Consider the following 20,787-nt stretch of genomic DNA (forward strand, 5'->3'; position numbering starts at 1 on the left):
AACACACAAACACTAAAAAAATTCCATTACGCCCAGACGTAACAGAATCTCAACATTTACAATATTCACTTCATATTTGTCACACTTTTTCCATTGGGGACGTGTTCCGATGCATCGGAACACGTCCCCAAAAATAAAATCTATTGTTTTATGCACCATGTGAATCCGTATTCGGGCAGTGTAATTGTGCCGTTTTCCAGGATTTCGCCTGTGAAGAGTTCGTGGTAGATCCCTTCTTCCGGAAGTGTTAACTGTTTTTTACAATTGTTAAAGTTGAAAAGGCCTGTGAGACTTTTTCCGTTGTGTTTCCGGATGATTCCGAGGACTTCCTGGTCTCCGGTGTCCCAGGTGGTGACTTCTGCTTCCGGTCCGAGGATATCTTCCTGTGCTCTTATTTTTTCCATGTAGGAGAGGGTCTGGAAGATTTGTCCTTCTACGGTGTTCTGGTCATCCCTGTTTTGGGCGAGATCCCATTTGAAGGTGCCTCTGTGGATATACCGGGAGTCCGTTTTTTTCTCTTCGTCTTCTTTATAGGTGTAGTCGTTGACCTGCCCGATTTCGTCTCCGCTGTAGATCATCGGGATGCCGGCCTGCATGAACATGTAGGCGTGGAGCATGAGATCTTTGCGGACGGCTTTTTCCATTTTTTCTTTATCCTGTTCAAACCCGGCGCTTTCGATGCCGCACATGGATGCGGTTGTTCCGCAGAATCTGGCGTCTTTTGTCACGGGGTCATCGTTGTAGAGTTCTCCTCTGCTTTCGCTTCCCGGATACTTTCCGGTGAAGTAATCGTTCAGATACTGTTTGTGTGGAATTTCCTCCATCTGCCATTGTTTCAGTGTGTCGTAATCCAGCCCCCATCCGATGTCATCGTGGCAGCGGAGATAATTCAGGAATGTATATTCCTTTGGAAGGCGGTTTACAATGTCAAGCTGCTTTTTCAGCAGTCTGATGTCGTGTACGGCCACGGTGTGCCAGGTGGTTGCCATGGTTGTCACATTGTAAAGCATGTGACATTCCGGTTTATCCACGGTTCCGAAGTATGGCACGACTTTTTCCGGTTCCATGACTACTTCTCCCAGAAGTGCCACGGCCGGGCAGACGATCTCTCCGATTATACGCATCATCCGGACAATGGTATGTACCTGTTTTAAATTCCGGCAGGATGTGCCCATCTCTTTCCAGATATATGGAACCGCGTCAATCCGGATGATGTCCATTCCCTGGTTGGCAAAGAAGAGGAAATTATACATCATTTCGTTAAATACCCTTGGATTTCCGTAATTTAAATCCCACTGATATGGATAGAACGTCGTCATCACATAGTGTCCGATCTCCGGAATCCAGGTAAAATTCCCCGGCGCCGTCGTCGGGAATACCTGCGGCACGGTCTTTTCAAACTGTTCCGGAATCCAGGCATTGTCGTAGAAGAAATACCGGCTCATATACTCGCCTTCGCCGTTTCTTGCGCGGACAGCCCATTCATGTTCCTCGGATGTATGGTTCATGACGAAATCCATGCACACATCGATTCCCATGTTATGGCATTTGGCGGCAAGTCTTGCCAGATCATCCATGGTTCCCAGATCCGGGCGGACCTTCCGGAAGTCTGCCACCGCATATCCGCCGTCTGATTTTCCTTTTACGGTATCGAGAAACGGCATCAGGTGAATAAAGGAGACATTGCTCTCTTTAATATAATCGAGCTTTTTCTGCACTCCCTTCAGATTACCGGCAAAATTATCGATGTAGAGCATCATGCCAAGCATACCCTTCCTGCGATACCAGTCCGGATGTGCTTCTCTCTCACGATCCCGCTTTTTCAACGCGGCTTTTCTTTCTGTATAGTATTGATACATCTGGCTGCACAGTTCCGCATACATGTCTTCATTCTGATACAGCTCCATATAAAGCCATTTCAGCTCGTCCTGATGCTTCTCCATGCGTGCCTGAAATTCTTTATCACTTTTCTTTGCTCTTCCCAATGTTCTTAAGCCCCTTTATGTTCTACACGTCTTAAATATCTCTGGTAGGCAAGGTACTCTCCGCTCTCAATCGGCACCGGAAGCCCTGCCTGCATCAATGCAGCCCCGCTGTAGATCCGGTCATGTCCTTCAATCTGATAGAATGCATCCGGAATCAGGCCGCGCATTTTTACATAGTTGACAGTCATATTGCCATGCTGTTTTAACATTACGATACTGATGAGCGCCTCACTTTGATCCTCCGATACGAAAGCCCAGGCGCCAAACTCATCCTTCTGCGGACTGGACAGGCGGTAGTAATCTCCTCTCTGGATAAGCGGAGCATATTGTTTGAATTTCTTCACCTGTTCTTTGACTTCTTTCTTTTCTTCCTCGGTTAACAGTCCCAGATTCAGCTCATATCCAAAGGTTCCTGCCATGGCAACGATACCTCTTGTATTGAGAGAAGTGATCCGTCCGGTCTGATGATTTGGAACCGCGGATACATGGGCGCCCACACAGGAAGCCGGATAGATAAAGGATGTTCCGTACTGGATCTCCAGACGGTCGATGGCATCTGTATTGTCGCTGCACCAGATCTGCGGTGTATAATAAAGCATTCCGGCATCAAACCGTCCGCCTCCTCCGCTGCATCCTTCAATCAGAGTATCCGGATAACGTTCGGTAAGGCGTTCCAGGAAATCATATACGCCAAGCATATAATCGTAGAGTACCTTTCCCTGTTCTTTCGTCTCAGACGAATAAATATCAGAAAGGCTCCGGTTCATATCCCATTTGATATATTCTACATTTCCCTGGTCCAGAACCGCGCAGATCTGGTCAAAAACATGATCCCGGATCTCTTTTCTCGAGAAATCAAGCACAAGCTGGTTTCTGCCTCTGACCGGATTCCTTTTTGGAATCTGAAGTGCCCAGTCCGGATGTGTCCGGTACAGATCGCTGTCTTCGGAAACCATCTCCGGTTCAATCCAGAGTCCGAACTTCAGTCCCAGATCATGAATCCGGTCGATCAGTTCTCCCATGGTACATCCCAGCTTCTTTTCATTGACCACCCAGTCTCCAAGGCTGGTATTATCATCATTTCTCTCGCCAAACCATCCGTCATCCAGAACAAGCATTTCGATTCCAAGTTCTGCCGCGTGTTTTCCAAGTCTCAGGAGACTTTCCCCGGTAAAATTAAAGTAATCCGCTTCCCAGCTGTTTACAAGAACAGGGCGGACCTGATCTTTCCATCTGCCTCTGCACAGGTTGTTTCTAAAACAACGGTGCAGATTGTGTGACAGGACGGACAGACCTTCTGCAGAATACGTCATTACCGTCTCCGGGATCACGAAGCTTTCTCCGGTTCCAAGCGGATAGGAAAACATCTCGGAAGCAAGTCCCATCAGCGCTCTCGTCTGGTTGAACTGGTCTTTCTCTGCCTCCGCCTTGAAGCAGCCGCTGTATACAAAAACCATGGCATAGCAGTCTCCTGCTTCCTCTGTCGTATCTTTTCCCGCCAGAATCATGGCCGGATTGTACTGATGGCTGGATGTTCCTCTCCGGCTTCGTAAAATCTGTTTTCCGTGGCTTACCGGTACTCTCTGGAAATTACGCTCCATGGCATGGCGTCCATAGAAGCTGATCAGATCATAGTCTCCTGAAACGAAATCCAGACAAGCGGAAGCCGCCTTACTGATATGAATCGTATCTTCCCCCTGATTGATGATTCTGACACTTCTCGTAATGATATCGTATTTCGGAAGCACTCCGTACAAAAGCACTGCCTGTACCTTTGTGACAGCATCCTCCATCAGAATTTCCAGCGTCTCCGCCTCTTCCTCGTCCGCATAGACCGCCGGAAGCCCCGGAAGTCCGTATTTGCCTTTTGTGATCCGATGGCTTTGATACCGCAGATCGCAGCTGTAAGTACCATCGCTGTTTTTGATCGTAAGAGCCGGACTCCGGAAATCCCCCGTCCCGCTTGTCGGGAACTCCTGCGGCAGAGCGTCCATGGAGTAGGTTCGATCCTGGTCGGCGTCATACGGATTGGCGGAAAATCCTCTGTCGTAGTAGGTCAGAAGATAGTCCATTCCGCCGTAAATCGTCTTTCCGTAATACAGGTGAAGCAGAAATCCGTATGCGTCTACCTGAAACTGATATGTTGTATGGTCTGTCTGTAATGTAAAAATTCTGTTCTCTTTCTCAAATCCAATACCCATTTTGCTCTCCTTGTACAGTTTATATTTATTTTACTGCACCGTTCACAACACCATTTAAGATCTGTTTCTGGCAGATCACATAGAAAATCACGATCGGGATCAATGCCAGAAGATAGGATGCAAATGCCAGGTTGTAGTTGGTTCCGAACTGAGTCTGGAAGTTCAGCTGTGCCAGCGGCAGTGTATTCTGCCCTGTACCTGCCATGATAACAAGCGGTGTCATCACGTCATTCCATACGGAAAGTGCTGTAATGACAGCTACAGTCGCATGCATCGGCTTCATAATCGGGAAAATGACTTTCCAGTACGTTCTCCATGTGCTCGCGCCGTCCACACGCGCCGCCTCTTCCAGCGCAATCGGAATGTTGGTGAGGTATCCGGAATACAGTAAAACATTCATCGGCATATAGAATACCACATATAAGATAATTACGCCAACCCAATTTCCAAGTCCCATCTCTGCTGTCTGTTTTGCAAGCGGCATCATCAGGATTGCAAACGGAACAAACATACCGCTTACGATAAACAGATAGACAAAATTGTAAAATTTACTGTGTGCTTTATTTCTTCCCACGGCATACCCCATCAGGGAATGAATGATAATGGAAAGTCCCACTGTCAGGACTGAAATAATCAGGCTGTTTTTCAGGGAATTCCAGAAATCCGTCACTCTCATTGCCTCTCTGAAGTTATCCAGGCTCCAGCTTTTCGGTAAAGAAAGAATTCCGGCAATACTGTTCGTCATTTCGCTAGGCTGTTTAAATGCAATAATTATTGTCATATAAAGCGGAAATGCTATCGTAATCAATCCAAGAATTAACAAGACCATCACAGTCCAGTTTGTTCTATGTTCTGCTTTTTCTTTCATTATAACTGCTCCTCCTTCCGTGCTGAAAAGCTCATCTGTGCTACTGAGATTGCCACGATCACGATGAAGAAGATAACCGCGTTCGCACTCTGGAATCCGAACTGTCCGCCTGACATACCGTTATTGTAAATCAGGTAGGAGATGGATTCCGTGCTCTGCGCAGGACCTCCCTTTGTCAAAGCCATGATCTGGTCGAACACCATGAGGAAGTTCTTCACACAGAGAACCATATTGATGGTGAAGAACGGAATAATCAGCGGGAATGTCAGATGTTTGAATTTCTTCCATCCCGTTGCTCCGTCCAGGGATCCTGCCTCGTACACATCCTCCGGCACGGTCTGAAGTCCGGAAATATAAATGATGGTGTTCATGGCGATGGACTGCCATGCACAGACAATCACAACCGCGATCCATGCGGTCTTTTCATTGGACAGCATACTGCCGCTCAATGCTTCGCTTCCGATCATCTTTCCAAATTCCGGAAGAATATATGTAAAGAAATAGTTGAAAATGTAGCCGACTACCAGTGCTCCCAGGACGTTCGGAAGGAAGTAGGCAGCCCGGAAAAAGCTTTTCCCCCGGATTTTACTGTTCAGTCCCAGGGCCAGAATCAGGCTGATCACATTTGTGATAATAGTTGCGCAGACCGCAAGCCGGAAGGTAAACCAGTAGGATCTTCCCACACGGGAATCGGTAAACAGATCCATGTAGTTCCGAAGTCCTACCATATCATAGTCTCCAAATCCTTTAAAGTTTGTAAAACTGTAGTACACACCTCTGATCAGCGGAACCGTGTTAAAGCAGATAAACAATGCCAGAATCGGTATCGTGATCAGCAGAAAGGTACGGTTTCTATCGTTCATTTTTCTCATCTTTTTGCTCTCCTTTCCCCTGTCTAGTCATTCCCGTTTTCTTCCTCATACTCCTGTACTTCCCGGATGATATCCCGGTTGTATCTTGTCCAGTCGCTGTCGAACTTCTTCAGGAACGCATCCACATCTTTATTGATCAGGAAAGTCTGGATCTGTGCATCCACTGCCATCTCGGAAGGATAATAGTGATCCTGATAGTCTGTCATATTTCCGGATTCAACGTATTCAGTCATGCCGTCCAGCTGGGAAGCAAGCTCAAAGTCTCCCTCCTTGCAAGGAATGGCATTCTGGTCGTCGATATACGCCTGAATATTTTCATCTTCATAGAGGAATTCCAGCACTTCATAGGCCGCTTCCTTGTTTTCACAGGCCTCGGTCACCGCAAACATCAAATCGACACCGGAGTTTAACGTGTTGCCCTCTTTTGTATCGCTTGCCGGAGTCACGAAGGAATCGATATTCATGTCCGGATTCACCTGCTGGATCTGCGGTACTGCATAGCTTCCGATCGGGTACATCGCGGATTCTCCGTTTGCGAACGCCGTACATGCGTCATTGTATCCATACGCAAACGGATCTTCCGGTCCATACTCCAGAAGTTCCAGATATTTCTCTGCCACTTCTCTGTATTCGTCAGTGAAGTTCGCCTCGCCTCTGTTGACCTGTTTACACAGATCCGCCGGTGCCAGCGCAACTGCCATGGAATTCCACGGTGCCAGACAGGTCCATGTGTCTTTAAATCCAAAATAAAACGGAAGAATGCCTTCAGACTGAATATCATTACAGAGTGTCATCAGTTCATTCCATGTTGTCGGAATCTCCCATCCATGTTCCTCAAACATATCCCGGTTGTAGAGGATTCCTGCCGCGTTTGCCACATACGGGATACCGTAGGTGCCGTCGGTCGGAACAATCTCAAGCGCCTCCAGAATATCCTTGTAGGACTGTTTGATATTGCTCATGACATCACTGTCGGAAACATCCGCAAGAATACCCGCATCCACATAATAGGAATAATTGATATCCCCTCCGATACCGATAATATCCGGATAGTCCTCCCGGATAAACCGTGTCCTCATGATAGTCGAAGCATCGTTCGGTGAATCAATGGTCAGATGAATGTCATCATGTGTGGCATTGAATTCTTCTTCCACCTGATCAAAGTAGGTTGCCGCTTCCGGTTTGTACTGCAGGATCTCGATTTCTGTTTTCCCACTGTTTTCATTTCCATCTCCGCACGCAGTGAGAAACATGGACGCTGTCATACATCCTGCCAGGGCAGCACCAATCACTTTTTTCCCCTTTCTCATAATTTTGTCTCCTTTCTTGTCTGTTCTCTATGGTAGAATTATTATAACATAGCAATATGCTTGCAAAAATACCAGTATTATCCTGCTTTTATACCCATATGCTTGAATTATGAAAATTATTTGAAGTGATCTAGCATTTTGGTATATAATACAAAAAAAGGAGGAAGCGCACCGATGGACAACTACCTGTTTTCCGTATTTCCAAACGAAAATTTCATTGACCTTGCACTCTATCAATATGGCTGGGAGCAGTGTGCTCCCGCCCATACATTTGGTCCGGTTGCCAAAGATCATTATCTCTTTCACTATGTCATTTCCGGCACCGGAGTGCTGTCCGCTCAGAATAAAAATGGGAAATCTCATGAATACCATATCAAAAGCGGGGAAGGCTTCATGCTGTTTCCACAGCAGGTCTGCTCCTACTGGGCTGATGTCAATCTTCCGTGGGAATATGTCTGGATCGAATTCGACGGTCTGAGAGTCAAAGAATCCCTGCAGCTGGCAGGTCTTTCTCCTGACCAGCCGGTTTACCACTCCCATTCCAAGGAGCTTCGGATGAATATGATGGAAGAAATGCTCTACATCGTCCACCATTCCAAGGCGTCGCCTCTGCACCTGCTTGGCCACGGGTTTCTCTTTCTGGACTATCTGACCCGCTCCATGGCGCCTTTCCAGGTGGGGAAAAGCGGAAAAATCCAGGATTTTTATATCCGGGAAGCCCTTTCATTTATCGAACAGAACTTTCAAAATGATATTTCTGTGGAGGATATCGCCGCACAGTGCGGGCTCAACCGCAGCTACTTCGGAGCAGTCTTCCGTCAGGCACTCCGTCAGACTCCACAGGAATTCCTCATTCAATACCGCATGGTCAAGGCTACAGAGCTTCTGAAACTGACCCAGCTCTCGATTCAGGACATTGCGAACGCAGTCGGCTACTCGAATCCACTGCATTTTTCCAGAGCCTTCAAAAAAGTGTACGGTCTTTCACCCCGCATCTGGAGAAACGAAAACCAGATTCATACAAATGAAACAAAACCTTCCCGGAAACCGGGCCCATAAAAAATGAGCTGTGAAACTTTCGCTTCACAGCTCGTTTTTTATTACTTCTTAAAATTATGCTACAATCAGTCCTTCTTTTTCCATGACGTCTACGACTTCTTTCACGTATTTTGCGCAGAGTTCGTCGGTGGATGCCTCGACCATGACACGGATCACCGGTTCAGTACCGCTTTCTCTTACGAGAATTCTGCCGTCATCTCCAAGAACTTCCGCCACATGTTCGATGGCTTTTACGACTTCCGGATTTTCTCTGGCTGTCTTTTTATCCGCCACACGCACGTTCTGAAGAAGCTGCGGATAAATCTTGACTTCCTCCGCAAGTTTTCCGAGTGTCATCTTCTTCTCCAGAATGACTTCCATCAGCATCAAGGAGGTCAGGATACCGTCCCCGGTTTTTGCGTACTTGCTGAAAATGATGTGGCCGGACTGCTCTCCCCCGAGCACATAACCATTGTTCATCATATTTTCAAAGACGTATTTATCTCCGACTTTCGTCTTCTCATAGTTCATTCCGATCTTATCACACGCCTTATACAGCCCCAGATTGGACATGATCGTCGTCACGATGGTATTTCCATTTAATCTGCCCTGTTCCATCAGGTACTTACCGCAGATGTACAAAATCAAGTCGCCGTCAATGAGATTGCCGTTCTCGTCTACTGCCAGACACCGATCCGCATCTCCGTCAAAAGCAAATCCCACATCCAAGTGTTTCTCCTTGACGTGAGCCATCAGTCCTTCCATATGGGTGGAACCGCAGGCCGTATTGATATTCGTCCCGTCCGGATTGTTATTGATTACATAGGTCTTCGCACCAAGTGCGTCAAAGACACTCTTTGCAATGGCAAATGCGCTTCCGTTGGCACAGTCCAGGCCGATCTTCATATCTTTAAAAGAACGGGTAGCTACCGAAATCAGGTGTCCGATGTAACGGTTTCTTCCGGCCGCATAGTCGATCGTACGTCCGATCCCGTCTCTTGTTGCCAGCGGAATCTCTTTTGTCTCACCATCGATATAGGCTTCGATCTGGTTTTCCACTTCTGCTTCCATCTTATATCCCTTGCCGTTGATCAGCTTGATACCGTTGTCATAGAACGGGTTGTGGCTGGCTGAAATCATAATTCCGCAGTCAAAATCTTCTGTACTCGTCACATAGGAAACACTCGGCGTCGTCGTCACATGAAGCAGATAGGCATCCGCACCGGAAGCTGTTAGTCCTGCTGCCAGCGCATACTCAAACATATAACTGCTTCTTCTCGTATCTTTTCCGATGACAATCCGTGCCTTGTGCTCCTGCCCGAAATACCATCCGAGATATCTTCCCACTTTAAAAGCATGTTCTACTGTCAGCCCGATGTTGGCTTCTCCCCTAAATCCGTCCGTTCCAAAATATTTACCCATATTTTTCATACTCCTTTATTAAATTTGTTTTATCTGCCGATTTTTTTGCACAATCGTTTCGTCTGTTCTATTATATCCGTCCTGATCTGGTTTTGCAACTATTTTATGTGTTCCTTCCAAACTCATATTCTCATTCTTGGGATTTTACGTTACTTATCAAATTTGTAGCTATTCAGCTATAAAGCTCAGATTCAAGACTTACGACAGGGATTCGCGATTTCAGGACGAATGGCTGAATAGTAAAAAAATTTTTAAATAAGTATTGACAAACTCTCTATAGCATGATATTCTGTCATCAGTTAGTTAATACTAACCAAAACAAACGGGTAGTTATACCTAATCCGTTTCTTTTTTTCTTCCTTAGTTAGCTTTTACTAACTTCCGTTGAAAGGAGGCCTTATATGTTTGATCAAAAATTAGTCGAACATTGTTCCGCTGTCCTGGCTGGTTTAAAGACAGCGAACCTGTTTTCCTATACGGTTGATCCGGGCGACGACGTCCGGCAGTTGGTCACTGACCGGAACCGGACTTTAAACCCGAAAGGAATTACTCTTTTCATTCTCAAAGAAACGAATCAAAACGCGCTTATTTATGTCTGCCGTCCCGGCAGACTACAGGCCGATTTTCAGCGGGAGTGTGTAAAAGGCTTTTTAAAGAACTATGGTTACAGAGAATTTACTGCCGAAAAGGCAATCGATACATTAAAGAAAAGGCTTGCAAATTCTGACAGATTTCCACATGAAATTGGACTTTTCCTCGGATATCCGTACTGCGATGTGAAAGGTTTCATTGATAATAATGGAAAGAACTGCCGCGCCTGCGGATTCTGGAAAGTCTACGAAAACGAAACTGAGACGCTGAAGCTGTTTCAGAAATTCATCAAATGTCGTGAAGTCTATACAAGGCTGTTTCACTACCGACAACGGTCTATCCAGCAGCTCACGGTTGCTGCTTGTGAATAGAACATTCATTTAAACGTATTAAGAAACTGACTGATGACAGGAGGTAAACGCACATGAGTCATATTGCTGTAGTATACTGGAGCGGTACCGGGCATACCGAAGCCATGGCGCAGAAAGTCGCTGAGGGCATCATTTCTGCCGGCGGAGAAGCCACGGTACTGACTGCCTCTGAATTTAACGTTTCCATGATGGATTCCTACGACGCTGTCGCTTTTGGATGTCCGTCCATGGGTGCCGAGCAGCTTGAGGAATCGGAATTTGAACCGATGTTCCAGGAGTGTACATCCAAACTGAACGGCAAAAAAATCGCCCTCTTCGGCTCCTACGGATGGGGAGACGGTGAATGGATGCGTACTTGGGAAGAGGACTGTAAAGGCTATGGAGCCATTCTCTCTTCTGATCCCGTGATCTGTAATGAAGATCCGGATGCAGACGCCCAAAACGCCTGCATAGAACTTGGAAAAACTCTTGTATAAGATTTTATATAAAAGTTTTTTAATTAATGTGTATCTCTCAAAATGTTTCCTAAACAGAACGAAGGAACCGGCAGACAACCGGTTCCTTTTTCTGTGCGCTTTGCATCAGTTCACTTTGTGTTATTTAAGCTTCTTTCTCTTTCAACCATGCTGAGGCATACTCCGCAATCTGACGAATACACCCGTCTTCCATCGGGGAAGTCAGCCCCGCTCCTTCCACCAGCCCGAGGAAGGTATCTGTGCCGCCCCGCTTTACAAAGTGTTTGTATTTCTCCCACGCCTTCTTCCAGTCTTTCTCGAGTTCCAGCCAGAACTGAAGTGCCACTGTCTGTGCGAGACAGTAGTCAATATAATAAAATGGGGTGGCGAAGATATGGTTCTGTCTCTGCCATCCTGCTCCTCTTTCATAGAATGGGATGCCTTCCAGGTGCAGATAAGGACGGTACATCTTCTCAAGCTTCAGCCATGCTTCATTTCTCTCCTGCGGAGTCATTTCCGGGTGCTCATATACAACCTGCTGGAAATGATCGACCAAACAGCCATATGGGATAAAATTCAGTGTTCCTTCAAGATGGGACACTTCATACTTCTTCGTCTGGTGTTTGAAAAACAGCCCATACCACGGCGTCGCGAAAAACTCCATAGACATGGAATGAGTCTCTGCCGCTTCCATAGACGGGAGATGTGTAGCAATCAGGTCGATATTCTTCTCCGCCATATACGCCGCGAATGCATGTCCTGCTTCATGGGTTAATACGTCCACATCTCCTGCCGTTCCGTTGAAATTGGAGAATATAAACGGACATCCGTAGCCTGGGATATCGCAACAGTATCCTCCTGTCGCCTTTCCCGGCTTTGCCACCACATCAAAGAGCTCCCGGTCAAACATCATCTTAATGAAATCCGCTGTCTCCGGAGACATTTCCGTATACATCTTTCGTCCGGCTTCCATGATTTCTTCGTATGATCCCTGCGGTACCGCATTCCCGTCCGGATACCGGAAGGAATCATCATAGATATGCAGTTTCTCCACACCAATACACTCTGCCTGGTGCTTCTTAATTTCACATACGACCGGCACCAGATCTCTTACCACCTGTTCCCGGAATCCGGCGATTGCTTCCGGTGCGTAACAGTTTCTCTGGCGGCGCACATAGCCAAGCTCCACAAAGCTCTTCATACCAAGGCGGTGTGCCTGCTCGGTACGGTTTTTGACAAGCTTATCGAAGATCTCGTCAAGTTCTCCCTGATTGTCATCGAAAAATTTGCCGGACGCCTCATAGGCCGCTCTTCTTACTTCCTGGTTCGTACTCTGCATATATGGTCCGAGCTGGGAAAGATTGTACGTCTTTCCCTGAAATTCGATCTGCGCCCCGGCAAGCAGAGTCTGATACTGGGTCTGTAACCGGCTCTCTTCCTGGAGAAGTTCTGTGATCTCCGGGGAAAACCCTTTCATGGCAAGCTCCAGATTGAGAAAGAGTACCTTGCCAAATTTCTCCTCCAGTTCCCTGCGGAACCTCGACTGCAAAAGCACTTCATTGTATTTCTGGAACTCCTCTTCCAGCATCGGGGAGATCCGGTCATTGTACTCCCGTTCTTTTGCATAGAATTCGTTTTTTGTGTTGATCGTATAGCGGATGTAGACAAGGGAGTCCGCTGTGGAAATCTCCTTTTCCACCTCGTTCATCTTATATACCGCCTGAATCTGCTCCTCCAGTGAAGACGCGTGTTTTAGCTCCTCGGTGATCTCCCGGATCCGGTTTCTCACCTCGTCCACATCCGTCCTTTTGTACACAAACTCACTAAACTTCATATTCCTCTCCTTCCTTACCTGAAAAAGAAGAGTACAACGCACAGTACCACACCGGCGACGATGGCAAGTACTGGCCACAGCGCCCAGAACGCACCGAGAACCATCGCCAGATAGTCATTTCTCTCAAGCGGGACTTCCTGGATCTCTTCTTTGAAGCGTCTGAGCTTTTCCTCCTGTTCCCTGCGCCTTTTCGCTCTTTTGCTGTTCTTACCAAATCCAAACATTGTACTCGTTTCCTTTCCTGCTGATTATACTTCTTCCTGCTTTTTCTCCAGTGGGAAATGACATGCCACATAATGTCCTTCCTCAAGCTCTCTTAATTCCGGCGTCACATGTTTGCAGATTTCCTGACAGTATTTGCATCTCGTATGGAATTTACATCCTTCCGGCGGGTGTACCGGGCTTGGAATATCTCCTTCCAGCGGCACGATTTCCTTCTTGTGATCCGGGTCTGTGGTCGGGATTGCGGAGAGCAGCGCTTCTGTGTACGGATGCATCGGATGATCGAACATTCCTTTGGACGTCGCAAGCTCCACAATATTTCCAAGATACATGACACCGATCCGGTCACTAATATATTTTACCACACTCAGACCGTGAGAGATAAACAGATATGCCAGATTTTCCTTTCCCCCCAGATCTTTTAAAAGGTTGACAATCTGTGATTGGATGGAAACGTCCAGGGCGGATACAGCCTCGTCGCACACAACGAACTTCGGTTTCAGCGCCAGTGACCGGGCGATCCCGATACGCTGTCTTTGACCACCTGAGAACTGATGCGGATAACGGTGGATCATATACGGCGCAAGACCACATTCTTCCATGATCTTCATGACATAATCCTGCATCTTGTCGTCATTCTTCTCAAAGAATCCATGAGCCAGCAGTCCTTCCCCAATGATCTGTCCGACCGTCATACGTGGATTCAGCGAGGAATACGGATCCTGGAAAATCATCTGCATGTCTTTTCTGAGGACGCGCATCTCGTTGGCTTTGAGTCTTGCCAGATCCACGCCGTCATCACGGTATTCTTCATACTTCTGGAACGCATCATCCTTGCTGTATGCTTTTCTGAGCGTATCCATTTTTTCCATGGCGTCCCTTAGTTGTCTCTCCTTTTCCCCAATCTCTTTCTCCCTGCCCTTTTTCTCGTGATCCTCTTTTAATTCCCGGAGCTCTTTTGCAATTTTGAATTGATTCAGGATCATGTGCTCCGCTTCCTGAGTAGACTCAATCGCGTAGAATCCACCGATGATCTGTACCAAATCCAGGAATTCCCGGTTACACTCTTTGCGTACTTTCTCGCAGGTTTCCTGCTTCTTGAACTTCTCTGCTCCATCCGCCATCTTCTCGTATTCTGCTCTCATCTCCCTGGTCTTCTGCTCCAGTTCCCGGATCTTTTTCTTTCTGGAGACAATATTTTTCACCGTGTGTTCCACATAGTCCGGGGCCATCTCCCAAAGAGTCCGGCCATAATACATCGTTTTTCCTTCCGTCTGTGGATAAAGCTGAAGCAGTGTCCTTCCAAATGTCGATTTTCCGCATCCGGATTCTCCTACCAGGCCCACCGTCTCCCCCTCATAGATATCAAGGGTAATACCGTCGTTAGCCCGCACATAGAGCTGTTCTTTCTGGAACAGTTTCGTTTTCTTAATCGGAAACCACTGTTTCAGATCGGTAATTTTAAGCAGTACTTTTTTGCTTTGATTATTTTGTTGCATGGCGCCCCTCCTTCTCCGGATAAAAGCATCTTACAGAATGATTTCCCTCTACCTCTTCCAGCTTTGGCTCTTCTTCCATACATTTTGCCGTCGCATATTTGCAGCGCGGCGCAAACTTGCATCCCTTCGGAAGATCCAAAGGATGGGGAACGGAACCTGGAATCGCATCCAGCCTTGTTCCCACCGGCGTATCCAAACGCGGAATGGATGTCATCAGTCCTTCCGTGTACGGATGGGAGTACTCATTATCCCTTGCAAAGATCGTATGGGCGTCGCACATCTCCACAACCTGTCCGCAGTACATGACCGCCACACTGTCTGCCATCTCGTTGATAACTCCCAGATCATGGGTGATAAAAAGGATGGATGTTCCTTTTTCCCGTTTCAGCTCATTCATCAAATGCAGGATCTGTGCCTGGATCGTTACATCCAGCGCCGTCGTCGGCTCATCCGCAATCAAAAGGCTTGGCTCACAGGCAAGCGCCATGGCGATCATAACCCTCTGCCTCATTCCTCCGGAAAGCTGGTGAGGATACTGCTTCATAATGGACTTTGCATTCGGAATCTTCACCGCGTTCAGCATCTCCAGTGATTTCTTACTTGCCTCTTCCTTGGAGATCTTCTGATGAGTCAGGTATACTTCGTTAAGCTGCTTTTCAATGGTGTACACCGGGTTTAAGCTCGTCATCGGCTCCTGAAAGATGACGGAGATTTCATTTCCACGAATCTGGTACATATCATTCTGGGAACACTCTACCAGATTTCTTCCTTTGAATTTGATTTCACCGCTGTCAATATAGCCGTTGCCATCCAGAAGCTTTAAGATACTCATAGCTGACACGCTCTTCCCACTTCCGGATTCTCCGACAATTCCGAGTGTCTTTCCGGCTTCCACTCGGTAGGAAACGCCGTTTACCGCCTTTACAGTTCCTTTTTTCGTTTTAAAATATGTATGTAGATCGTCTATTTCTAATAAGTAATCCATGACACACCCTACCTTTCACTGGATTTTGGATCGACTGCTTTACGCAGGCCGTCACCAAAAAGGTTGATACTGATGGTACACAGAGCAAGTGCAATGGACGGGAATATCCATCTCCACCAGAACTGGGAGATGACTTCCGAGGATCGGCAGTCATTCAGCATATTTCCCCAGGACGGAATCGGTTCGCTGACGCCAAATCCCAGGAAAGAAAGTCCGGACTCTGTGAGCATACAGGTTGCAAAAGAAAGGGTCGCGTTTACAATGATAATTGTCATAACATTCGGCACAATATGACGGAAAATAATATTCCGCTCACGTACGCCGAGCGCTTTCGCCGCAGTGACGAATTCCTTCTGGCGTTCCGCAAGTACCTGGGCACGTACCATGTAAGCCACACCAGGCCAGCTTAAAATACCGAGGATCACCATAATCATAATAATTCGCCCGACCTCCGAGACCTTGTTCCCTATGAGAGCCGATAAAATCAGTGCCAGAGGAATGAACGGCAGAGATCCTACAACTTCTGCCACACGCATAAGAAGAATATCTACCTTGCCTGCATAATATCCGGCTATACCTCCGACAATGATACCAATAATTAGGGAAATGATAACGGAAACAAAGCCGACAGTCATCGTCATCTGTCCTCCCTTGAGCATACGAAGAGCAACGCTTCTTCCCATGTTATCTGTACCAAAGAGGTACCCTTTCAGTCCCCACGTTGTCACATTTCCGTCTTCGTCAATGGCATAGTTCTGATAGTATCTGCTGGATACCCTCTGGATATTTTTCACTCCGGAAGGAACCTTGCACTGCTTATTATTGTTTCCGCCCCAGGATGCCACTGTTCCGTCGTCCAGAAGAGCCGTCACATGATTTCTTCCTGCGGAAATACTCACTACGTGGCCGTCCACACCTTCCGGAATCTTCTGGATATTGTAATCATTGCCGCCCCAGGATGCCAATGTACCATCATCCAGAAGAGCAAACACAGTCTTATCTGTCATAGCAAAATCCTGTATTCTTCCCTGAATTTCGTCTGGTACCGCGTCAAACGCTGTCTCTCTCTTTGCAAGAGGGATCAGTCTTCCATCTTCTGTCAATGCAAGTCCGGTAGAGATGTTTGTTCGTACCAGTTTGACATTCTCATCTTTTGCCTTGGACGCCACGATATCTACCGCATTTTCATTTCCCCAGGTCACAAGGCTTCCATCCTCCAGTACGACGATGGACACCTGATATCCTGCCGCGATGGATTTCACTTTCTTACCCTGGACTTCCGAAGGAATCCGGTTCAGGTTCATCCGGTTGTAACCCCATGTAAAGAGTTCCCCTTCTTCGTTCATGGCCAGTACATGGTCCTGTCCGACCGCAATATCTACTACTTTTCCCATGTCAGCAGGAATTTGTTTCAACCGGTCTGTAAGAGTTCCCCACTCGTACACAACCCCATCGTTGTCAATCCCAATGCCGAATGTCGGACCCGCTTCAATCTCCTTTGCGTTATTTTTCAGTTCCTTCGGAACACTCAGGAAAGAAAATCCCGGTGCGATATTCTTCTGCGTCGGATCCTGGAAGTTCAGGTCCTGCTTCATCCAGATTGGCAGAATAAAGCACATCAGAAAGATTACAATGAAGATAATGGCGGATCCCATGGCAACTTTATTTTCACAAAGATGCTGGATAATTGTCCGGAAAGGACTTTGCATCTGTTCTTCTTCAAGAATAGACTTTGGTTTTGTGTCTTTTTTGCCTTTTCTTAACATGTTTTTCCTCCATTACTCTAATTTGATTCTCGGATCTACGAGGCAGTAACACAAATCGGTAATCAGATTTGCCGCCAGCGCCAGAAGAATATAGAACATCTGCATAGCCAGCGCAACCGTGTAATCCTGTTGGTTCAAAGAATCAATCAAAAGCTTTCCTACTCCTTTCCAGGAGAACAGTGTTTCAATAATAATGGAACCGCCGAAAATCGCCACGATGGATCCAACCACATATCCGGTGATCGGGATCAGCGCATTCCGAAAGGCATGTTTGTAGATCACCGTCTTCTCTCTAAGTCCCTTAGCTCTTGCCGTACGCACATAGTCCATAGAGAGCGCATCCAGAAGAGCACCCCGCACATATCTTGTCAGACCTCCAAGTCCCGCAAAGACCATAACGATCACCGGCAGGCACAGATGATAAAGATAATCGATGACCGCCCTCAGTCCTGTGTACCCGGCTCCGGTCGTCACCATACCACTGATCGGAAAGATCGGGAGAGTAATGGCGAAAAGGAAGATGAATATCAGGGCCGTGATAAAGGACGGGATACTGATTCCGATAATCGTTGTCACCTGAACAGTTGTGTCAAACGGTGAGTTCTGCTTCACGGCCGCCTTAATTCCAAGCGGAATCGTGATGAGGAAAAGGATCACATAATATACCAGGTTCAGGCAGACGGTATTACGCATTGGCGGCCCTACCAAATCCAGTACCGGAATCCGGTACACCGAGGAGTAGCCAAAGTCGCCTCTGAGCATGTTGCCAAACCAGCTAAAATACTGGATCACCAGAGGCTTATCAAGTCCCAGACGGGCTCTCGCCTCCTGGTAGAGCATCTCATATTTCTCAGGTGATACACTCATTTTCTGTCCTTCTACCATCATACGTGCCGGATCACCCGGAACCATCTTAAACAGGCAGAACAGTAAGACGGACAAAATCAGGAAGACAATCACCATGTAGGCAAGTCTTTTTAAAATGTATTTTACCATACCTAATTAACCCCACTTTTTCTACAAAAAGGAGACAGAAGAAGCCTGTCTCCTTTTTGCTTGTATTACATTCCGATACTTACTCTTCGATATATGCATCCAGAATGAAGAACCACCAGTTGTCGTAGGAACGTGGAACGAAATTCTTTAACTTCGGATTGTAAAACCAGTACTGGGTACCCGTGGAAAGAACCACCCCCGGCATCTTCTTGTTGATTTCTTTTTCAAATTCTACAAAAAGCTCACGGTATTTTTCTGTGTCGCCCGGTTCTACTTTCTGCATGGAAGCTGTGATGCTCTTCAGTTCCGGATCGCTGATACGGTAGTAGTTCCAAAGTCCCATTCTCTCCGGTGCGTCGTCGAAGAAATACCACCAGGAGCTGAACTCCGGCAAAACAACGCCGCAGGAAAATACGTTGTATGTGGCGTCAACGCCTTCTCTGTTCAGATGATTGACCATCTGTGCGAAGTCCATCTTTGTTCCCTCAAATTTCATACCGATCTTCTCAGCTTCCGGCGGAATGATCGTGTTGCAAAGATCTGTAAGGTCATCTTCAGAATAAGCCCATTTCAGTTCCAGAGGCATCAGTTTCCCGTCCACTTCTTTGTAACGTACTTTATCAGTACCTTCTTTAAATTCTTCACCCTTTTCATTGAGTGTCCAGCCGCCATCAATGAGTTCCTGTTTTGCCTTATCGATGTCGTATGTATAATGTGTCAGTTCCCCTTCCAGCTCGTCCTTTGTTTCCTGGTAGTCTTCCATCGCTTCTGTAGCAAGGCAGTCTACAACGCTTGCGTATCCGCCGGAAATCTGCTTGTTCACTTCATCACGGTCAATAATGTAAGCAAAAGCACGGCGTACTTCCGGGAACTGGCTTGCTCCGAAATCACATGCGAAACGGAACTCGCTTACACTGTCCTGCGGTACAATACCGTAGTTAGCTTTGATCTCTCCGTCTTCTACTTTTGTCAAAGTGGAGTCGATGGTCTCACCCTTGGAAGAATAGAAGTAATCTACCGTTCCTTTTTCAAACTCATCTCTCCATGTTTCGGTAGCGATCGGTTTCGAAATGATCGTCTCAACATGAGGTTTGGTTCCATCATATCTACCCAGATACTCTTTGTTGATCTCAAGTTCCACCGTCTCGGATCCGATATCCACATTCTTTAACTGATAAGGTCCGCAGACAACCGGTCTCTTATAACGGAATCCTGTGTTCGGATCCAGAAGCGTCTCTCTTAAGACTTCTGCTGTATACTGATCATTAAAGTAGCATCCGTTTCCATCGTCCAGGACATCTGTTCCAGGAGCAATAGCTGCCATCGGTTCCGGTGAAAATCCGATGTCGCCAAGTACATAGTAGTTTGGCAGGTTTTCAGCATCAACTGTAATAGAGAACTTGTAGTCTCCAAGCAGTCTTAGGCCGGTGAACTCTTTCTTCTCGCCATTACGGAACTCATTGTATCCGACCAATACACTTCCTGTCGTCGCATCGCCTTCACACTCCGCAAATTCCTGGGAAGAACGGTACATGATGCCAAAAAGATAATCCTTTGCCGTAATACCGGATCCGTCGTTCCATTTCAGGTTATCATTAATCTCCACAGTAAATGTTGTGGACCCGTCCTCATTTTCCGTTTCTTCATGGGACTTGACTACAACCGGATCCCAGTCAATGGTTCTGTCTCTGGTCGTATCCGTCAGATAGTAACCATTCATCAACCTGATAAATCCGGTGTTAGTAGCGTTTGCAGACCATCCATCCATCATATCCGGTGAGAGGGTACCCGGTGTGATCTGAACGACAAACTTTCCTCCAACCGGCGCGTCTTCCGGAGGCGCCTGGGGCTTTGCTGTCTGCTCTACGCCGACTTCGGTATCAGCGCTGCTTTTTCCGCTGTCTTTGGAAGCGTCATTGCTGCTGACCCCACCGCCGCTGCAAGCCGCAAGCGATACGGTCATAATCCCTGCAAGCAGACAGGAAATTACTTTCTTTCTCATAGTTCGTTTCTCCTTTCTCCTGTTCCGAAACAAAAAGAGCGAAAAGTTCTCCCACTCCGTCTCACCCTCCGCATAACAGACGGCACAAAAAAAGTCAGTCTGATCTTCCTTATGATATGACCTGATTGATGATAAACGACCCTACATGACTATGGTTTTCTCTCTTTCTATTTCTATGTCTTTTCTAACGCTTCTATTTTACTCCCCCCCGTAATATTTTGTCATACCTGGATTTGGGATTTTCTGGCCAACACTGTAAATACTGTCAAAAATTTCATAAAGAATAAGTCAAAACATACAAAAAATATAAAAAATACAAGTTTTTTATAATAAAACTTGACAAAATATTACGGGGGGGAGTAAAATAGAA

General features: G+C 46.8%; 15 protein-coding genes and 2 pseudogenes. 3 read left to right on the plus strand and 14 right to left on the minus strand.

Annotated features, from left to right (window positions below; all coding sequences use genetic code 11):
* Positions 1–140: 140 nt before the first annotated feature.
* Genes B5E64_RS06565 through B5E64_RS06585 form a run of 5 tightly spaced genes read right to left on the minus strand, consistent with a single transcriptional unit; the run spans position 141 to position 7,236 of the window.
* The gene (locus B5E64_RS06565; RefSeq protein WP_087167749.1) at positions 141–1,943 is read right to left on the minus strand and encodes an alpha-amylase family protein; all 1,803 of its coding nucleotides are present in this window, start codon (positions 1,941–1,943) and stop codon (positions 141–143) included.
* 47 nt (positions 1,944–1,990) lie between these two features.
* Positions 1,991–4,186, minus strand: a complete 2,196-nt coding sequence (locus B5E64_RS06570; protein WP_087167722.1) for an alpha-galactosidase — start codon at positions 4,184–4,186, stop codon at positions 1,991–1,993.
* A gap of 25 nt (positions 4,187–4,211) precedes the next feature.
* The gene (locus B5E64_RS06575; RefSeq protein ID WP_087167723.1) at positions 4,212–5,054 is read right to left on the minus strand and encodes a carbohydrate ABC transporter permease; all 843 of its coding nucleotides are present in this window, start codon (positions 5,052–5,054) and stop codon (positions 4,212–4,214) included.
* Positions 5,054–5,917 (minus strand): sugar ABC transporter permease, encoded by an 864-nt coding sequence (locus B5E64_RS06580; protein ID WP_343284050.1) that lies wholly within the window; start codon positions 5,915–5,917, stop codon positions 5,054–5,056. The genes B5E64_RS06575 and B5E64_RS06580 overlap by 1 nt, the downstream gene beginning before the upstream one ends.
* Before the next feature lie 32 nt (positions 5,918–5,949).
* The gene (locus B5E64_RS06585; RefSeq protein WP_087167725.1) at positions 5,950–7,236 is read right to left on the minus strand and encodes an extracellular solute-binding protein; all 1,287 of its coding nucleotides are present in this window, start codon (positions 7,234–7,236) and stop codon (positions 5,950–5,952) included.
* 174 nt (positions 7,237–7,410) lie between these two features.
* On the opposite strand from B5E64_RS06585, the gene B5E64_RS06590 reads away from it, so the two are divergent.
* Positions 7,411–8,295, plus strand: coding sequence for an AraC family transcriptional regulator (locus B5E64_RS06590; RefSeq protein ID WP_087167726.1), 885 nt, complete (start codon positions 7,411–7,413; stop codon positions 8,293–8,295).
* Positions 8,296–8,349: 54 nt separating this feature from the next.
* On the opposite strand, the gene glmM is transcribed toward B5E64_RS06590, so the two are convergent.
* The gene (gene glmM, locus B5E64_RS06595; protein ID WP_087167727.1) at positions 8,350–9,696 is read right to left on the minus strand and encodes a phosphoglucosamine mutase; all 1,347 of its coding nucleotides are present in this window, start codon (positions 9,694–9,696) and stop codon (positions 8,350–8,352) included.
* Between the two features lie 401 nt (positions 9,697–10,097).
* Between glmM and B5E64_RS06600 the strand changes: the two genes are divergently transcribed.
* Together B5E64_RS06600 and B5E64_RS06605 are read left to right on the plus strand one after the other, a co-directional pair.
* Positions 10,098–10,658, plus strand: a complete 561-nt coding sequence (locus tag B5E64_RS06600) for a DUF3793 family protein (RefSeq protein WP_087167728.1) — start codon at positions 10,098–10,100, stop codon at positions 10,656–10,658.
* Positions 10,659–10,711: 53 nt separating this feature from the next.
* Entirely contained in the window at positions 10,712–11,134 is a 423-nt protein-coding gene (locus B5E64_RS06605) for a flavodoxin (protein WP_048620440.1), read from the plus strand.
* Positions 11,135–11,258: 124 nt separating this feature from the next.
* Here the strand turns inward: B5E64_RS06605 and B5E64_RS06610 are convergent, their stop codons facing one another.
* From B5E64_RS06610 to B5E64_RS06640, 8 genes and pseudogenes are all read right to left on the minus strand, one after another.
* On the minus strand, positions 11,259–12,947 hold the full coding sequence (locus tag B5E64_RS06610) for a M3 family oligoendopeptidase (protein ID WP_087167729.1): 1,689 nt from the start codon (positions 12,945–12,947) through the stop codon (positions 11,259–11,261).
* 14 nt (positions 12,948–12,961) lie between these two features.
* Positions 12,962–13,171 (minus strand): hypothetical protein, encoded by a 210-nt coding sequence (locus B5E64_RS06615; RefSeq protein ID WP_024733399.1) that lies wholly within the window; start codon positions 13,169–13,171, stop codon positions 12,962–12,964.
* A gap of 24 nt (positions 13,172–13,195) precedes the next feature.
* A pseudogene (locus B5E64_RS18360) lies at positions 13,196–13,963 on the minus strand (oligopeptide/dipeptide ABC transporter ATP-binding protein); the annotation flags it as partial.
* 276 nt (positions 13,964–14,239) lie between these two features.
* Positions 14,240–14,668: pseudogene (locus tag B5E64_RS18365) on the minus strand (ATP-binding cassette domain-containing protein); the annotation flags it as partial.
* Entirely contained in the window at positions 14,655–15,653 is a 999-nt protein-coding gene (locus B5E64_RS06625; RefSeq protein ID WP_024733401.1) for an ABC transporter ATP-binding protein, read from the minus strand. The gene B5E64_RS06625 and the pseudogene B5E64_RS18365, both read right to left, overlap by 14 nt.
* A gap of 8 nt (positions 15,654–15,661) precedes the next feature.
* A complete protein-coding gene (locus B5E64_RS06630; RefSeq protein ID WP_048620442.1) occupies positions 15,662–17,419 on the minus strand; it encodes an ABC transporter permease subunit in 1,758 nt (585 codons plus the stop codon).
* Between the two features lie 12 nt (positions 17,420–17,431).
* Positions 17,432–18,415: an ABC transporter permease gene (locus B5E64_RS06635; RefSeq protein WP_024733403.1), complete on the minus strand. Its 984-nt coding sequence runs from the start codon at positions 18,413–18,415 to the stop codon at positions 17,432–17,434.
* A gap of 79 nt (positions 18,416–18,494) precedes the next feature.
* Positions 18,495–20,417: an ABC transporter substrate-binding protein gene (locus tag B5E64_RS06640; protein WP_087167730.1), complete on the minus strand. Its 1,923-nt coding sequence runs from the start codon at positions 20,415–20,417 to the stop codon at positions 18,495–18,497.
* Between the last annotated feature and the right edge of the window lie 370 nt (positions 20,418–20,787).

The sequence above is a fragment of the Drancourtella sp. An12 genome (genome assembly GCF_002160935.1).
Classification (GTDB): Bacteria; Bacillota; Clostridia; order Lachnospirales; family Lachnospiraceae; genus Sellimonas; species Sellimonas catena.

What these genes read in the sequence shown, in the direction of transcription:
- B5E64_RS06605 (WP_048620440.1), top strand. Translation starts at nt 10,712, where the DNA reads ATGAGTCATATTGCTGTAGTATACTGGAGCGGTACCGGGCATACCGAA.
- B5E64_RS06625 (WP_024733401.1), bottom strand. Translation starts at nt 15,653, where the DNA reads ATGGATTACTTATTAGAAATAGACGATCTACATACATATTTTAAAACG.
- B5E64_RS06615 (WP_024733399.1), bottom strand. Translation starts at nt 13,171, where the DNA reads ATGTTTGGATTTGGTAAGAACAGCAAAAGAGCGAAAAGGCGCAGGGAA.
- glmM (WP_087167727.1), bottom strand. Translation starts at nt 9,696, where the DNA reads ATGGGTAAATATTTTGGAACGGACGGATTTAGGGGAGAAGCCAACATC.
- B5E64_RS06565 (WP_087167749.1), bottom strand. Translation starts at nt 1,943, where the DNA reads ATGGAGAAGCATCAGGACGAGCTGAAATGGCTTTATATGGAGCTGTAT.
- B5E64_RS06600 (WP_087167728.1), top strand. Translation starts at nt 10,098, where the DNA reads ATGTTTGATCAAAAATTAGTCGAACATTGTTCCGCTGTCCTGGCTGGT.
- B5E64_RS06570 (WP_087167722.1), bottom strand. Translation starts at nt 4,186, where the DNA reads ATGGGTATTGGATTTGAGAAAGAGAACAGAATTTTTACATTACAGACA.
- B5E64_RS06635 (WP_024733403.1), bottom strand. Translation starts at nt 18,415, where the DNA reads ATGGTAAAATACATTTTAAAAAGACTTGCCTACATGGTGATTGTCTTC.
- B5E64_RS06630 (WP_048620442.1), bottom strand. Translation starts at nt 17,419, where the DNA reads ATGTTAAGAAAAGGCAAAAAAGACACAAAACCAAAGTCTATTCTTGAA.
- B5E64_RS06580 (WP_343284050.1), bottom strand. Translation starts at nt 5,917, where the DNA reads ATGAACGATAGAAACCGTACCTTTCTGCTGATCACGATACCGATTCTG.
- B5E64_RS06640 (WP_087167730.1), bottom strand. Translation starts at nt 20,417, where the DNA reads ATGAGAAAGAAAGTAATTTCCTGTCTGCTTGCAGGGATTATGACCGTA.
- B5E64_RS06585 (WP_087167725.1), bottom strand. Translation starts at nt 7,236, where the DNA reads ATGAGAAAGGGGAAAAAAGTGATTGGTGCTGCCCTGGCAGGATGTATG.
- B5E64_RS06590 (WP_087167726.1), top strand. Translation starts at nt 7,411, where the DNA reads ATGGACAACTACCTGTTTTCCGTATTTCCAAACGAAAATTTCATTGAC.
- B5E64_RS06610 (WP_087167729.1), bottom strand. Translation starts at nt 12,947, where the DNA reads ATGAAGTTTAGTGAGTTTGTGTACAAAAGGACGGATGTGGACGAGGTG.
- B5E64_RS06575 (WP_087167723.1), bottom strand. Translation starts at nt 5,054, where the DNA reads ATGAAAGAAAAAGCAGAACATAGAACAAACTGGACTGTGATGGTCTTG.